Below are 14,613 nucleotides of genomic sequence, written 5' to 3' on the forward strand. Positions count from 1 at the left end.
TGCGCCGGTATGCCATCGGCGCGGCACGCGCGCGACCGGCACCGCCACCAGCGACTCCGGGTGCGTACCGCGCGGGCATGCGTGCCCAGGACGACTGAACACTCCCGGAGTCGGCCACGTTCACGAGGCCGTGGTGGCCCGCACCTCGGTCGTCTCGGGCTCACGCACCGGTTCCCGGGTGCCGAACAGCATCAGCCCCGCGCCGAGTAGCGCCAGCACCACCATGACCACGAATCCGCTGGCGAACGTTCCGGTGCTCTGCACGATGAACCCCATCACCAACGGGGCGACCACACCGGACAGGGCGAAGCAGGCGTCGGCGAAGCCCGCGGCGCTGCCGGGCTGACCGGGTTCGGCGTCGATCGCGGCGACCCACCAGATGCCGCCGGTGACGAAGCCGCAGCCGACACCGATCGAGATGAACACCACCGCCGTCACCAGCGAGGGCGCGGTCACGATCGGAATCAGCGCGGCGCCGGCCAGCAGCAGCGCGATACCCATGATGGTGAACCGGCTGCGAATTCGCCCGGTGCGGGCGTATACCTTGTCGACCAGTACGCCGCCGATGAGCGCGCCGACCACACCCGCGGCCCAGGGCGCGACGGTGAACGCGCCGACCTGCTTGACGCTCAGATGGTACGAGGTGGACAGGTATTCCGGCAGCCAGTACATGAACGCCCAGAAGATGTAACCCCAGGCGAAGTAGCCGATCCCGACGATCCACAGATTGCGATTGGCGAAGATTCGCCGCCAGTTCACCTTCTGCTGATGTTCGGAGGTCTCCTCGGCCAGCTGCCCGGACTCGATGTACGAGCGTTCGGCCGCGGAGACGCGCGGGGAGGCGGCCGGGGTGTTGTACAGCAGGCCGACCGCGACCAGAGCCCACAGCACGCCGAGTACGGCCAGCACCCAGAACATCCCGCGCCACCCCAGGCTCGCGATGAGCTGGGTGACGATAGGCCCGCCGATCAGCAGGCTCCCCGACACCGCGACGCCGCCGATCAGTGCCAGGGCGAAACCGCGCTCCACACTCGGCAGCCAGCGGCTGATCACCCGGGTGGCGGCCGGGAATCCGGGCGCCTCGCCCGCACCGAGCACGATGCGGATCAGCAGCAGACCGGTGAAACCGCCGGAGATCGGCGTGATCGCGGTGGCGACCGACCAGAAGACCATGCCCACCAACAGAATTCGGCGTGGGCCGAATCTGTCGACCAGTGGACCGGCGAGGAATGCGAACACCATGTACCCGATGGAGAACGCGGAACTGATGACGCCGTAATCGGCGGAGTCGATGCCGAATTCGGCCTCGAGCGGTTTCACCGCATATGAAACCGCACTGCGGTCGATGTAATTGATGATGACCAGGACGACGATCATCGCGACCGTGGCCCAGCGGAAATGTTGGCGCATGGTGGTTACCTCATTGTCCACCGTTCCGCTTGGCGGAACATATTGAATAAAAGGTGCTGAAACTATGCGTCACGAATTGTTTCGGCACAGCGTTTTCGCGTAACTAACCGATGAATTCGGGAAATTGCGCGGGTTATGTTCCGCTGATAGGAACGTTCTGGAAAATATTGCCCACCGCGCCGCCCGCGGGCAGCCGCCAGACCGCCTCGGCGAGCCGCCCGGCCGCCTCCGCCGCAAGCGCGCGCGTCGCGTTCGAGGTGAATTTGAGCGTGAGTTCCTCGGCCGACAACGGATTCGCCGGGCCACCCCGATTCTGCGAAATCCGTTCGGTGCGAGTGGTTCCGTCGTCCAAGCGGACGGTGAGCACGGCCGGGAACTGGCGCGGGAAGATCCGCGTGCATTCCGCGTCGGCGACGACGTTCACCTTGTCCGCGAGCGCCGAACGCGCCGGGTCCCGCACGGCGCTGTCGGTGAAATCCTCGTGGAATACCCCGAGTCCGCCGCCGCCGAGCAGAGCCGCCGCGACGGTGTACGGACCGCTGAACGCGCCGTGGTACCCCGAACGCGGACGGCGCTTCTCCTCGATCGGCTCGCCGATCGTGCGCAGAACCGGTTCGGGCACACCGAGAGTCAGCTCGGTGATCCGCGCCGGATCGATGCCCGCGCGGCGCAGCCGCAGCGCGGCGTCCACGCCCGCATGGGTGAAGTGGTTGCAGGGGTAGGGCTTGAAGAAGATTCCGGGAGTTTCCCAGTGCTCGCCGAGACCGCGGGTGACCTGGTCGATGTCGAACCGGTCGCCGCAGAACGCGCGCAGGAATCCGAATCGTCCCTCCAGCACCGTGGGTGGCCCGGTGAGCCCGTGCTGGGCCATCTGAGCCGCGACCACGCCGGCGTGCGCGGCCCATCCGCAGTGCACGCGTTTGACGGTGCCGCCGGTGCGATTCGCCTCGATCACGCCCGAACCCATACTGCAGGCGATCCCGATGGCCGAGGTCAGCTCCTCCGCGTTCAGGCCCAGCAGCATGCCCGCGGCGACCGCGGCCCCGACCGCCCCGCAGATCGCGGTGGCGTGCTGGCCGCGGTCGAAGAACACCGAATTGGCGTTCTCCTCGTCGTATCCGGCCATGCCGAGCCGGCAGGTGACCTCGATGCCGACGGTCGCGGCATCGAGGAACGCCGGTCCGCTCGCGCCGGTGCGCTCGGCCACGGCGAGCGCGGCCGGAATCACCGCCGAGGAGGGGTGCAGCACCGACGGTAGGTGGGTGTCATCGAAATCCAGGCTGTGCGCGAGGGTTCCGTTCACCAGCGCGGCCGACGGGGCGGGCAGCGTGCCCTCGATGCCGAGCGCGGTCGCCGCCGGACGCCCACCCCAGTCGGCGACCACCGCGCGGATGACCTCGGCCGGTTTCTCGCCGAGTGCGGCCAGACAGTTTCCGAGCAGATCCAGGACGCGTCCGGCCAGGTCGGTCCGCAGGTCCTCGGCCAGACCGTCGGTGTGCACCCGGGCGGCGAGCGCGCCGAGTTGCTGTGCGGGAGTCGGGGTCACGCGCCCACCACCGCGACCGGCCGGATCGGCGAACCGGTGCCGCCGACGATCCGCAGCGGGGCCACCACGAACAGGAATTCGGCCCGCCCCTCGGCGGCGACCTGCTCCAGATTCAGATGTTCCATGATGTAGATTCCGTTCTCCACCAACAGAACTCGATGCACGGGCAGTTCCCGGTGCCCGGCTCCGGCGGGGATCTGTTCGTAGGCGGTGGTGTCCGCGCCGGTGGCGACGACGCCGCGGGCGGCCAGCCACGACGCGGCATCCACGGTGAGCCCCGGAACGCCGGTGTCGTGGCCCAGATACGTTGTGGCGTCGTCGAAGTTGCGTGCCCAGCCGGTTCGCACCAGGGCGACGTCACCGGCCTCGGGCCGCACTCCGGAACGTTCGGCGGCGGCGAGCAGATCGGCCTCGGTTACCCCGTAACCGGGTTCGAGGGTGTCCACGCCCTTGACCGCGGCGACGTCCAGCAGGACGCCGCGGGTGATCATCGGCGGGATCTTCTCGGTGCCGTGCTCGCTGAACTTGCCGCCGCGCTGGGCGGTTTCGGCGTCGATGCCGCCGTGCAGCTTCCCGTTGTGGCTCACGTGCGAGAGCGAGTCGATGTGGGTGCCGACGTGCCCGCCGGTGATGATCACCTCGTTGCTCGCCGAGCCGCCGTCGGGGCGCATCATGTCGCCGTGTCGGCGGGCCAGCGTCATCCGGAAACCGGGGTGATTGGGCGAGCACGGCATTCCGGTGAACAGCGGCTGGCCCAGCTCGATCGTGCGCAGGCCCTTCGCGACGGCCTCGAGCAGGGCGCCGGTTACGGCGTCGGTCATGGTGTGGTCCCTTCTGTTTCGAATTGCTCGGCGAGGTCGAGCACCCAGCGGCTGCGGGCGACGACGGCCGGGTCGACGAACCGGCCCTGCTCGTCCAGCCAGGCGGCGGAATCCTTGCCGTGCAAGGAGTTCAGGAGTTGCCGAGCGTCGTCGACCTCGGTGTGGCTCGGGGTGAACGCGGCGTTGACCGGTTCGATCTGCGTGGGGTGCACCACCGAGCGGCCGAAGAAGCCGCGGTCGCGGGCGGCCGCGCTGTCGGCGGTCAGGCCGCGCAGGTCGGCGACGTCCGTCCAGACCGCGTGCGGCGGGCTCGGCAGTCCGGCCGCGCGGTTCGCCGTGACGACCCGTTGGCGCGCCCATTCGAGTGCTGTGTTGTCGCGCACTCGCAGGTCGGCGAGCAGATCGGCCTCACCGAGGGAGACCGAGGCGATCAGCGGATGGCAGGCGGCGAGCCCGAACGCGTTCTCCACGCCCAGTGCGGATTCCACCAGCAGGTGCAGGGGAGTGGCGAGCCGGTCGGCGAGGCGTGCCACGGCATCGGGGTCGTCGCATTTGGGCACCCGGATTCCGGCAGCGCCGCGCCCGGCAAGTTCGTCGACATCGATTTCACCCCAAGGGGTTTGCGGGGAATTGATCCGAATCCACAGTGGTTTGGGCCAGGCCTGTGACGTGGCGGTGACGGCGTTCGCGCGGGCGGCGGCCTTGTCCGGTGCGGCGACCGCGTCCTCGAGGTCGTACACCACCGCGTCGGCCGGACCGGCCATCGCCTTGGCGAGCAGTTCGGGGCGGTGCGCCGGGACGTACAGCCAGCTGCGTGCCTTGCCGATCACGCCACGCCCTGCTCACGCAGTTCGGTCAGGTGGTGCTCGTCGACGCCGAAGCAAGCCAGGATCTCGGCGGTATGTTCGCCGAGTTTCGGTCCGGTGGTACGGATTTCGCCGGGTGTGTCGCTGAGCCGGAACGGAATGTTGGGCATCTTCAGCGGGCCCAGTTCCGGATCCTCGATCCGCAGCACACTGCCGAGTGCGGCGTACTGCGGATCGGCCATGATGTCCGCCGCGGTGTAGATCGGGGCGACCGCGGCCTGGGCCTCCTCGAAGGCGGCGACCACCTCGTCCCGCCCGCGCGCGGCGATCCACGAACCGACGGCCTCGTCCAGTTCGTCGGCGTGTTCGGCGCGGGTGCGACCGGCGGCGAACCAGGGCTCATCGATCAGTTCCGGGCGGCCGACCAGGCGCATCACGCGTTCGGCGATCGACTGCGCGCTGGTGGAGACCGCGACCCAGCTGCCGTCCTTGCACTGGTAGGTGTTGCGGGGCGCGTTGTTGGTGGACCGGTTGCCGGTGCGCGGTTGCAGCACGCCGAGCTGGTCGTATGCGGTGATCTGCGGGCCGAGCACGGTCAGCAGCGGCTCGATGATCGCCATGTCCAGGACTTGGCCGCGGCCGGTGACCCGGCGGGCATGCAGGGCGGTCATGATGCCGAACGCGGTGGTCAGCGCCGCGACGCCGTCGGCGAGGCCGAAGGGAGGCAGGGTGGGTGGACCATCGGGTTCACCGGTGAGCGCGGCGAATCCGCTCATCGCCTCGGCGAGCGTGCCGAATCCGGGACGCGCGGAATACGGCCCGAACTGGCCGAATCCGGTGACCCTGGCCAGTACCAGCCCCGGATTGTCCTGTGCGAGCACGTCATAGCCGAGGCCCCAGCGCTCGAGCGTGCCGGGCCGGAAGTTCTCGATGATGACGTCCGCGTCGGCGGCCAGCTCCCGGAACAGCCGTTGCCCCTCCGGTGAGCCCAGATAGAGTGTGAGCGATTTCTTGTTGCGCCCCAACATCTTCCACCACAGACCGATACCGTCCTTACTGGCACCGTGGGTGCGGGACGGATCGCCGCGCGGATGTTCGACCTTGATCACCTCCGCACCGTGGTCGCCCAGCAGAGTGGCGGCCATCGGCCCGGCGAACAGGGTGGCCACATCGAGCACCTTGATCCCGGCCAGCGCTTGCACAGTCATCTGTTTCCCTTCGTACAGAGGCACTTTCAGCCGCGATGGCCCATTCGGCGGGAGATGCGCGCGGCGGTGTCCAGCACGCGCGGCGCGATCTTCTCCACGAATTCCTCGGTGACCCGGTAGCGCGGACCGCACACCGAGATCGAACCGATCACCTCGCCGGTGATGCCGAAAACCGGTGCGGCCACCGAACCCGCGTCGGGCTGGCGCTCGCCGCCGGACTGCGCGAAACCGCGTTCGCGCACCTCGTCGAGTTCGGCGGCGAGCGATTGCGGATCGGTCACGGTGCTGGGCGTCAGCGCGGCGAGCGGCCCGGCCAGGGCCCGTCGCCGGGTGTCCTCGGGCAGGAACGCGAGCATGCACTTGCCGGAACTGCCCGCGTGCAGCGGGAAACGACGGCCCAGCTCGACGGTCATCTTGATCTCGTGGGTGCCCTCGACCTGATCGAGGTAGATCCGGCCGTCGGGAACCAGCGCGGTCAGGGTCGCGGTCTCGCCGGTTTCGTCGCGCAGCGCACGCAGCAGATCCAGGGCGCTCGCGCGCAGATCCGAATCGCGGAACGCGCGGGCGCCCAGGGCGGTGGCCGCCGGGCCGAGCCGGTACTGCCTGCTGTCGGGATCCAGCGCGACCATGCCGCGAGTGGCCAGCGACTGCAGGATGCGGTGAACGACCGCCTTGCTCAGACCCAGCTCGCGGGCGATCGCGCTGACCCCGAGCCGGGACGGCCCGTCGGTGAACAGCAGCAGCACATCGGCGACGCGTGCGGCGGCCTCGGTGCCCGGCGTGGGCTCGGTCATGACTCTCCCGGAAGTCGTACCGTTCAGCGGAACGGGTTGAACGTTGTCGCTTACCAGCAAAGCATCAGGTGGGCCACTGCTGTCAAGTGTGGATATTTACGTTTGCTGCTGATGGTTGACGTTTAGTCACGCTAAGTGTCAGGATCGAAGGCATATGCGGCGGTCCGCTGAGCGGTACGGCCGAAATTCTGGAAGGCGGTGAAGGTCGCGGATGACCTGTTCGGTTACCGAATCCGTTACGGCACTGGGAAGCTGGGTGTCCGGGCTGCGCTGGAGCGATGTGCCCGAACCTGTGGCCGAGCGATTGGGCACGGTGCTGTTCGACGTGCTGGCCGCGAACGCGGTGGGCGCGCGAACCGAAGGTCAGCGCGCGCTGCGGGCGGCCTGGCCCGCGCCGCCCGGACACAGCCCGGTCGTCGGGGGCGCCGTGCTGGCCGACCCGGTCACCGCGGCCTGGCTCAACGGTCCCGCGACGGTCTGCCTGGAGCTGGACGAGGGCAACAAGTACGCCAAGGGGCATCCGGCGGCGCACGTGTTCCCGGCCGTTGTCGCACTGGCCGCCCAACTCGATGTGCCCGGCCCGGACCTGGCCGCCTCGCTGCTGGCCGGCTACGAGGTGGCCGCGCGATTCGGTCGCGCGACGTCGCTGCGTCGCGGTGCGCACCCGCACGGCAACTGGGGTGTAGCCGGTGCCGCGGCGGGGTGCGCCCGACTGCTGGGCCTGGACGCCGAACGCACCGCCGCGGCCATCGACGCCGGTTCAGGGTTGCCGGTGGCCGGGCATTTCGATTCGGCGCTGGACGGCAATCCGGTGCGCGATGCCTGGCTGGGTGCGGCCAACGCGTCCGGGATCGCCGCGGCCCGCCTCGCCCTGGCCGGTTCGGCACGCAACACCGGAACCGCGGCCCGCTCACTGGGTGAGCTGCTCGGCAGTTTCGCGCCCGAGGAACTGAGCTGGGAGCTGGGCACCCGCTTCGACATCACCGGCAACTACTTCAAGCAGCATTCGTCGTGCTCGTACACCCATCCCGTGGCGGACCTGCTGATCGACGCCCGTGCCGCGCTGTTCGGCACGCAGCCCGAGGCCGCCGAAATAGCCACCGCGACAGTCGGAATCGACGTGCAGACCCACGCACTCGCCGCCGGACTCGATCGGACGACCTGGCACAACCAGTTGTCCGCGATGTTCTCGGTGCCGTTCGTCGCGGCCACCGCGCTGTTGTACGGCGAAGTCACGCCCCGCTATACCGCACTGCTCCCGGACGACGCCCCCGAGATCGCGAAAGTCGCTGCCGGAGTACGGATCAGCGAGATCCCCGAGCTCACCGCGAAACTCCCCGACAACCGCGCCGCCCGGATCTCGGTGCGCCTCGCCGACGGGCGCACACATACCGCCGAGGTCGCAAATCCGATCGGCGACACCGACTTCCAGCCCTTCGACCGCGACCGCCTGGCCGCGCTGTTCACCGGGCTGCTCGACCAGACCGCGGTGCGCACGATCGGCGCGGTGGTGGACGGGATGACCGCCGCCCCCGGCGCCCGCGCACTGCTCGCCCCGCTCGCCGCATGACCGTTCCATCGCACGAAGGAGTCCTGATGCGCCGCATCTTCTCGGTGACGCCGATCCACGTCGACCCGGAGGAACTGGACCGCCGACGCCGCCGCTACAACGAGCTGGCGCCGAACGGAATCACCGTGGAACTCGTGGACGCCGGACCGGCGGCGCCCGCCCAACTGGCCAGCACCGCCGACCTGCACGCCTCGGAACAAGCCGTCGCGGCCGCATTCGCCACCGCCGAGGGCTACGACTTCCGGATGCCGGACTGCGTGCTGGATCCGGGCGTGCCCGCGGGGGAGCGGGGCATGTTGCAGGTGGTCGTGGAGCGGCTCGTCGCCGACGGGCACCGGGTCGGCGCGGTCACCCGCAATCAGGTGATCGCCGACGAGTTGACCCGCAAGGTACGCGAATATGGTTGCGAGGAAGCATTCCTCGGCGTCGCGGTGCTGGATCTGGATCTGAGCGCGGTCGCCGACGGCGCACGCTGGAACGCCGCGATGCGCTCCGCGCTGGACGATCTGTCGGCCCAGGGTGCGACAGCCGTGATCAACGGCTGCTCCGCGGTCGAGGTCGAGCACACCGCGGGCGGCCCGCTCGTCGTCGACCCGGTCGCCGATGCCCTGCGCCTCCTGGCGGAAACCGCATGAGCGGTCAGGGCTGGAAGCGGCAGGGGAGTGCTGTTACAGACGCTCCGTCGCATGCGGGGACGGGTTACCGCACGAGTGGTGAGGACTGGAAGCGGCGGGTGAGTGTTCCCTCGCATGCTGGGTCAGGCTGCGCCATGAGTGGTCGGGGTCGGCAGTGGAGTGTTGCCTCGCATGCTGGATCGGGCCGCACCATAAGTGGTCGGGGCCGGATAACTAGAACTGAGCCGATGGGACCCCCACCTGCTCGGTACATCGTGAGCAGGCGGTGGGGCGTGTCCGTGCGCGCCGGCATTCAGGCAGCGGCGGGGGCGGTATGAGCGACGTCGATCTGGTCGTGGCCGGGGCGGGCGGTGGGCTCGCCGGGGCATTGCGGGCGGCGCAGTTGGGTGCGCGGGTGCTCGTCGTGGAGGCCAACGAGCATTACCTGCGCGGCAACAACACCTCGATGTCCACCGCGATGATTCCGGGTGCGGGCTCGCACTGGCAGCGTGCCGCCGGAATCGAGGACTCGCCGGACAAGTTCCTCGGCGACATCGCGGCGAAGACGCACGGCGACTTCGCGAAACCGGTCGCCGAAGCGCTGACCGGTGTGAGTGCCGAACTGGTCGAATGGCTGGGCGACCACGTCGGGCTGCCGATCGAACTGCCGACGGACTTCGACTATCCGGGCCATAGCGCGCAGCGGGTGCACTCCATTCCCGGACGGCACGGTTCGCGAATGCTGCGCCACCTCGCCGACGCGGTGGCCCAGGAGTCGCTGATCGACACGCTGATTCCCGGCCGGGTCACCGCAGCACGACGCACCGAGGAAGGTCTACGCGTCACGGTGACCTATCCGGACGGCCGCGAGGAGGAGATCTCCACCTGCGCACTTCTGTTGGCCACCAACGGTTATGGCGCGAACCGGCAGCTGGTCGCCGAACATCTGCCCGAGATCGCCGAGGCCGAATACCACGGCAGCGAGTACTCCACCGGAGACGCGCTGCGCATCGGCGCGGATTTCGGCGCTGCTGTCTCGTATCTGGACGCCTACCAGGGCCACGCCGGACTCTCGGCCGAGGCGCGCACACTGGTCACCTGGACCGTGGTGATGCACGGCGGTTTCGTCGTCACGGCCGAGGGCCGCCGATTCGGTGACGAATCGGCCGGCTACTCCGAGTACGCCGCGGTGCTCGCCGGACAGCCGGGCGCATCCGGCTGGCTGATCTACGACGAGCGAATCAACAGTGCCACAATGGCTTTCGGCGGCTACGTCGATGTCGTGAACAGTGGCGCCGTGCGGCACGGTGAGTCGGTCGCCCAGCTCGCGAGCAGTATCGGCGTTCCCGCGGAAGCCCTCGCCGCCGAACTCGTCGAGGCGTCCGCGGTCGCCCGCGGTGACTCACCGCGAGACCGGTTCGGCCGCACCAGATTCGAACAGCCGCTGAGTGGCCCGCTGTACGCGGTGCGAATCCTGCCCGCGCTGTTCCACACTCAGGGTGGACTCGTGGTCGACCGGCACGCTCGCGTGCTCGATACGAATTCTGATCCGATTCCAGGCCTGTACGCCTCCGGTGGCGCGGCCGTCGGCATCTCCGGCCACGGCGCGGCCGGATATCTGGCCGGTAACGGGCTGCTGCCCGCGCTGGGCCTCGCCTACCTCGCGGCCACGCACTCGGTGGCCGAATTCCCTAGTGAAAGGTAACCCCATGACCAACCACGACCTGATCATCCGCAATGTGCGCGTGGTCCGCCCCGGGGTAGACGAGACCCCGCTCGCGGATATCGCGGTGAGCGACGGAAAGGTCACCGAAGTCGGGCCGGACCTCGATACCTCCTCGGCCCGCGAGGTCGTGGACGGCGGCGGCAAGCTGGCCTTTCCCGGCGTGGTCGACGCCCACCAGCACTGGGGCATCTACAACCCGCTCGACGAGGACACCCGGACCGAGAGCCGTGCGTGTGCGCAGGGCGGTGTCACCACCTCGCTGATCTACATGCGGACCGGGCAGTACTACCTCAATCGCGGTGGGAACTATTCGGAGGTGTTCCCCGAGGTGCTGGCCGCATCCGAGGGAAAGTCCTTCGTGGACTACGCCTTTCACCTCGCGCCCATGCAGTCCTCGCATATCGCGGAGATCCCGGAGCTGATCACCGAGCACGGCGTGAGCTCGTTCAAGATCTTCATGTTCTACGGCAGCCACGGCCTGCACGGCGCGTCCAACGACCAGAACTCGTTCCTGATGATTCCCGAGGGCGAACGCTACGACATCGCGCACTTCGAATTCGTCATGCGCGGGGTACAGGCCGCGCGCGAGCGTTTCCCGGAGATCGCGGATTCGATCTCGTTGTCGCTGCACTGCGAGACGGCCGAGATCATGACCGCGTACACGAAGATCGTGCAGGGGGAGGGCAAGCTGTCCGGGCTCGAGGCGTACAGCGCGTCGCGGCCGCCGCATTCGGAGGGGCTCGCGGTCACCATCGCCTCCTATCTGGCGCATGAGACGCGGCTGCCGAATATCAACCTGCTGCACCTGTCCTCGGCCAAGGCGCTCGAGGCGGCCATGCTGATGGCGAAAACCTTTCCGCACGTGGACTTCCGGCGCGAGGTCACAATCGGGCACCTGCTCACCGACATCACCACCGCGGACGGTATCGGCGGCAAGGTCAACCCGCCGCTGCGGCCGCGCGATGACGTCGAGGCGCTGTGGGAGCATCTGCTCGCCGGTGACATCAGCTGGGTGGTCTCCGACCACGCATGCTGCAAGGAGGCCACCAAGTTCGGCGACGACCCGGCCGACATCTTCGAGGCCAAGTCCGGATTCGGCGGTGCGGAATACCTGCTGGCCGGTCTCGTCGGCGAGGGCAGCAAGCGCGGTCTGTCGATGCGACAGGTAGCCGAACTGACCGCGTGGAATCCGGCGCAGCGCTACGGCCTGCACACCAAGGGCGATATCGCGCCCGGCTTCGACGCGGACATCGCCCTGGTCGACCCGGCCCGCTCCTGGACCGTACGGCCCGAAGATTCCGAATCCACCCAGGAATACAGCCCGTTCCGCGGCCTCGAGGTCGGCTCCACGGTCACCGACACCTTCCTGCGCGGCGCGCGAATCTTCGCCGACGGCAAGGTGATCGGCCTGCCTACCGGGCGTTACGTGCGCCGTCCGGCTTCTCGGTGATGTGGTGCCCCGGGTCCGGACGTTCGTGAGGGGACGTCCGGGCCGGGGCGGCGGATTCGCCGGCGTCTCGTGTGCGACGACGGATTGCTGCTGACGTCGTGCCGCGGCACCGACGAGTCCGCGCGAAGGTAGGCCCTCGCGTCGGCGAACTCGACGCGCCGCGACGCTGTGGCAGCGCCTGCTGAGGCTTCCTTTCCGAGAGGTGGATCGGCTATTGGGCACGAGTTGCTGCCGTTCGCGCGATCCCGGGTGTGGACGGAATTCGGGGCTCGGAATGTTCTCGGGTGTCGGTCGGATACGTCCCGAAGGTTCGTGGATGTCGAGCCATATTGTTCGATACGTTTCGTGGTGCGGGCGGGAATCCGATGTGCTGGGCGCGCGGACAGTGATTGCGCACTCGTCCCTCGGCAACAAACGCCGATAGCGATTGAACCGAGGCGGTCGGTGTCGCTGTGTCTTCGGATGCCGAAGCGCCGCTGCGGAATTCGCGTATCGCACGGGAGCCTGCGCGCGTGCGGGATGGATAGGTCGCGCGAGTGCCATCGGCCGACCGTTCGGGCCGCGCCTACGCTCGAAGTACTTGCGGGCGTGTGGTTTCGGGGTCGATGCTCGTTCGCGACGCAGACCGCTCCCATGACTGGTTGCGGTGGGTGAGGATGACGCGGGCCGGCGTTCCCGGGCAGCGGTATTGCGACGCCAACCGATATCTGAGAGTGTGCCTTGTGTCACAGCGACTGTAGTTCTCGGCGTCGGTGTTCGCGTCGGCGTGCTCGATCCGCAGAGGAGTTCGTGTGAGTAGTTCGTACACTTTCCCGGTCGCCGAGGCTCTCGAGTCGGCTCCGGCTGGAACGGCGTATCTGATCGCGAGTGGAGATCTGCGGCCGGCGGCGAACGAGATGGGGTGGCCCACGCAGGTCGAGCTGGAGCGGATCGTGCGCGACGCGTTCGCGGAGTTCGGCTGGAATGTGGTGCGCGGCAACGATATCGATCCGGACACCGGTCATGGGTTCATCAGCAGTCAGCGGATGGGGCTGGACGTGTTCGCCACGATTCCGGCCGATGCGCCGCTGGTCGTGGCCGAGGCGGTGTGGCAGTACAGCCACCATGTGCTGGCGGGGTTGCGCACGCACGAGGGGCCGATCCTGACGGTGGCCAATTTCGCGGGTAAGTGGCCGGGGCTGGTCGGATTGCTGAATCTGAATGCGGGGCTGACCAAGATGGGCAAACCGTATTCGACCATCTGGACGGTGGACGGGACCGACGAGTGGTTCCGCGACGGCATCCGCAGTTGGCTCGAGACCGGGAAGATCGTGCACGACGCGTCGCACGTGCACCCGCTGCCGGAACTACCGGACAGCCCCGAACGCGATCTCGGCGTCGCGCTGGCCCGGCAACTGTTGCGGGACAAGGCCATCATCGGCATTTTCGACGAGGGTTGTATGGGTATGTACAACGCCATCTTCGACGACGAGGTGCTCAACCGGATCGGCATCTACAAGGAGCGGCTGTCGCAGAGCGCGCTGTGGGCGGAGATGCTCACCGTGAGCGACGAGGAGGCCGCCGAGATCGGCCGCTGGCTGCTCGACGCCGGGATGACCTTCAAGCTCGGCACGGACCCGCGAACCGAACTCACACAGGATCAACTGGACCTGCAGTACAAGATGTACATCGCGGCACTGCGGATCGCCGACGACTTCGGCCTCGACGCCGTCGGAATCCAATATCAGCAGGGCCTGAAGGATCTCGCCCCGGCCTCGGACCTGGTCGAAGGGCTGATGAACAATGTCCAGCGTCCGCCGGTGCGCAGTCGCGACGGGAAGCGAGTGTTGTGGCAGGGCCGGGCGGTGCCGAATTTCAACGAGGTGGACGAGGGGGTCGCGGTCGACTCGCTGGTGACCAACCGGATCTGGACGGCCATGGGCCTGGACCCGGCCACCACCCTGCACGACATCCGATGGGGCGAGGAATACGACGGGCAGTTCGTCTGGGTGCTCGAGATCTCCGGCTCGGTGCCGCCGTCGCACTTCGCGAACGGTTACGCGGACGCCGAGGGCTGGCGGCAGGGACCCATGTTCTTCCCCGCGGGCGGCGCCACGATCAACGGCATCTCCAAACCGGGTGAAATCGTCTGGTCCCGTGTGTATCTCGCCGAAGGCCGGCTCAATGTGGACATCGGACGCGGAACCGTCGTCGATCTTCCGACGCACGAGAGCCTGCGGCGCAAGAACGCGACCAACCCCGAGTGGCCGATCATGAACGCGGTGCTGCACGGCATCACCCGGGACCAGTTCATGGCCCGGCACAAGGCGAATCACGCGAACGTGGTCTACGCACCCGACGCCGAAACCGCCGACAAGGCCCTGCTGGCCAAGGCGGCGTGCTTCGACGCGCTGGGAATCGCCGTACACCTCTGCGGCACAACGGCTTTGACTGCGCCCTGACCCGACTCGACGGGTCCCGAGGCGGAGTGCGTCTCGTCGGGTCCGCGTTCAGGTCTGCGGCCGCACGGCTCGCCCGGATCGCCGTAACGGGAGTTCGGTGTTCGAGGTCATTGGGGCGCATCGCATTCGGGTGGCCGTGGATCGGAGCGTCCGAGCGTCGATCGAGGGCGGTAATATGCGGGCCGCTGTCCGCATGCGACGATCATCGGCTGGGCCGGGCAGCCCGA

11 protein-coding genes are annotated in these 14,613 nt (G+C 68.3%); 5 read left to right on the plus strand and 6 right to left on the minus strand.

From position 1 onward, the window contains the following. Nucleotides 1-120: 120 nt before the first annotated feature. The 6 genes from AC5WS7_RS05500 to AC5WS7_RS05525 form a co-directional block, all read right to left on the minus strand. On the minus strand, nucleotides 121-1,410 hold the full coding sequence (locus tag AC5WS7_RS05500; protein WP_495953213.1) for an MFS transporter: 1,290 nt from the start codon (nucleotides 1,408-1,410) through the stop codon (nucleotides 121-123). A 133-nt stretch (nucleotides 1,411-1,543) separates the two neighbouring features. Beyond that, nucleotides 1,544-2,956, minus strand: coding sequence for an MmgE/PrpD family protein (locus AC5WS7_RS05505; RefSeq protein WP_495953214.1), 1,413 nt, complete (start codon nucleotides 2,954-2,956; stop codon nucleotides 1,544-1,546). Then, nucleotides 2,953-3,777, minus strand: coding sequence for a cyclase family protein (locus tag AC5WS7_RS05510; RefSeq protein ID WP_495953215.1), 825 nt, complete (start codon nucleotides 3,775-3,777; stop codon nucleotides 2,953-2,955). The genes AC5WS7_RS05505 and AC5WS7_RS05510 overlap by 4 nt, the downstream gene beginning before the upstream one ends. Further along, entirely contained in the window at nucleotides 3,774-4,607 is an 834-nt protein-coding gene (locus tag AC5WS7_RS05515) for an HpcH/HpaI aldolase/citrate lyase family protein (RefSeq protein WP_495953216.1), read from the minus strand. The genes AC5WS7_RS05510 and AC5WS7_RS05515 overlap by 4 nt, the downstream gene beginning before the upstream one ends. After that, nucleotides 4,604-5,791, minus strand: a complete 1,188-nt coding sequence (locus tag AC5WS7_RS05520) for a CaiB/BaiF CoA transferase family protein (RefSeq protein WP_495953217.1) — start codon at nucleotides 5,789-5,791, stop codon at nucleotides 4,604-4,606. The genes AC5WS7_RS05515 and AC5WS7_RS05520 overlap by 4 nt, the downstream gene beginning before the upstream one ends. Before the next feature lie 26 nt (nucleotides 5,792-5,817). Then, nucleotides 5,818-6,585 carry an IclR family transcriptional regulator gene (locus AC5WS7_RS05525; protein WP_495953218.1) on the minus strand — a complete coding sequence of 256 codons (768 nt, stop codon included), beginning with the start codon at nucleotides 6,583-6,585 and terminating at the stop codon, nucleotides 5,818-5,820. A 211-nt stretch (nucleotides 6,586-6,796) separates the two neighbouring features. Between AC5WS7_RS05525 and AC5WS7_RS05530 the strand changes: the two genes are divergently transcribed. From AC5WS7_RS05530 to AC5WS7_RS05550, 5 genes are all read left to right on the plus strand, one after another. Continuing rightward, nucleotides 6,797-8,155 (plus strand): MmgE/PrpD family protein, encoded by a 1,359-nt coding sequence (locus tag AC5WS7_RS05530; protein WP_495953219.1) that lies wholly within the window; start codon nucleotides 6,797-6,799, stop codon nucleotides 8,153-8,155. Between the two features lie 26 nt (nucleotides 8,156-8,181). Continuing rightward, the gene (locus AC5WS7_RS05535; protein WP_495953220.1) at nucleotides 8,182-8,790 is read left to right on the plus strand and encodes an aspartate/glutamate racemase family protein; all 609 of its coding nucleotides are present in this window, start codon (nucleotides 8,182-8,184) and stop codon (nucleotides 8,788-8,790) included. 313 nt (nucleotides 8,791-9,103) lie between these two features. Then, a complete protein-coding gene (locus AC5WS7_RS05540) occupies nucleotides 9,104-10,474 on the plus strand; it encodes an FAD-dependent oxidoreductase (RefSeq protein WP_495953221.1) in 1,371 nt (456 codons plus the stop codon). 4 nt (nucleotides 10,475-10,478) lie between these two features. Further along, nucleotides 10,479-11,945: a dihydroorotase gene (locus AC5WS7_RS05545; protein ID WP_495953222.1), complete on the plus strand. Its 1,467-nt coding sequence runs from the start codon at nucleotides 10,479-10,481 to the stop codon at nucleotides 11,943-11,945. Nucleotides 11,946-12,736: 791 nt separating this feature from the next. After that, complete coding sequence (locus tag AC5WS7_RS05550) at nucleotides 12,737-14,386, plus strand: hypothetical protein (protein ID WP_495953223.1); 1,650 nt, start codon at nucleotides 12,737-12,739, stop codon at nucleotides 14,384-14,386. The last annotated feature ends 227 nt before the right edge of the window (nucleotides 14,387-14,613 follow it).

It is taken from the genome of Nocardia sp. PLKS1-43 (assembly GCF_059510335.1).

Bases quoted from the DNA above. Each gene is read 5' to 3' on its own strand.
- AC5WS7_RS05540 (WP_495953221.1), top strand. From the start codon at position 9,104: ATGAGCGACGTCGATCTGGTCGTGGCCGGGGCGGGCGGTGGGCTCGCC.
- AC5WS7_RS05535 (WP_495953220.1), top strand. From the start codon at position 8,182: ATGCGCCGCATCTTCTCGGTGACGCCGATCCACGTCGACCCGGAGGAA.
- AC5WS7_RS05545 (WP_495953222.1), top strand. From the start codon at position 10,479: ATGACCAACCACGACCTGATCATCCGCAATGTGCGCGTGGTCCGCCCC.
- AC5WS7_RS05525 (WP_495953218.1), bottom strand. From the start codon at position 6,585: ATGACCGAGCCCACGCCGGGCACCGAGGCCGCCGCACGCGTCGCCGAT.
- AC5WS7_RS05500 (WP_495953213.1), bottom strand. From the start codon at position 1,410: ATGCGCCAACATTTCCGCTGGGCCACGGTCGCGATGATCGTCGTCCTG.
- AC5WS7_RS05530 (WP_495953219.1), top strand. From the start codon at position 6,797: ATGACCTGTTCGGTTACCGAATCCGTTACGGCACTGGGAAGCTGGGTG.
- AC5WS7_RS05510 (WP_495953215.1), bottom strand. From the start codon at position 3,777: ATGACCGACGCCGTAACCGGCGCCCTGCTCGAGGCCGTCGCGAAGGGC.
- AC5WS7_RS05520 (WP_495953217.1), bottom strand. From the start codon at position 5,791: ATGACTGTGCAAGCGCTGGCCGGGATCAAGGTGCTCGATGTGGCCACC.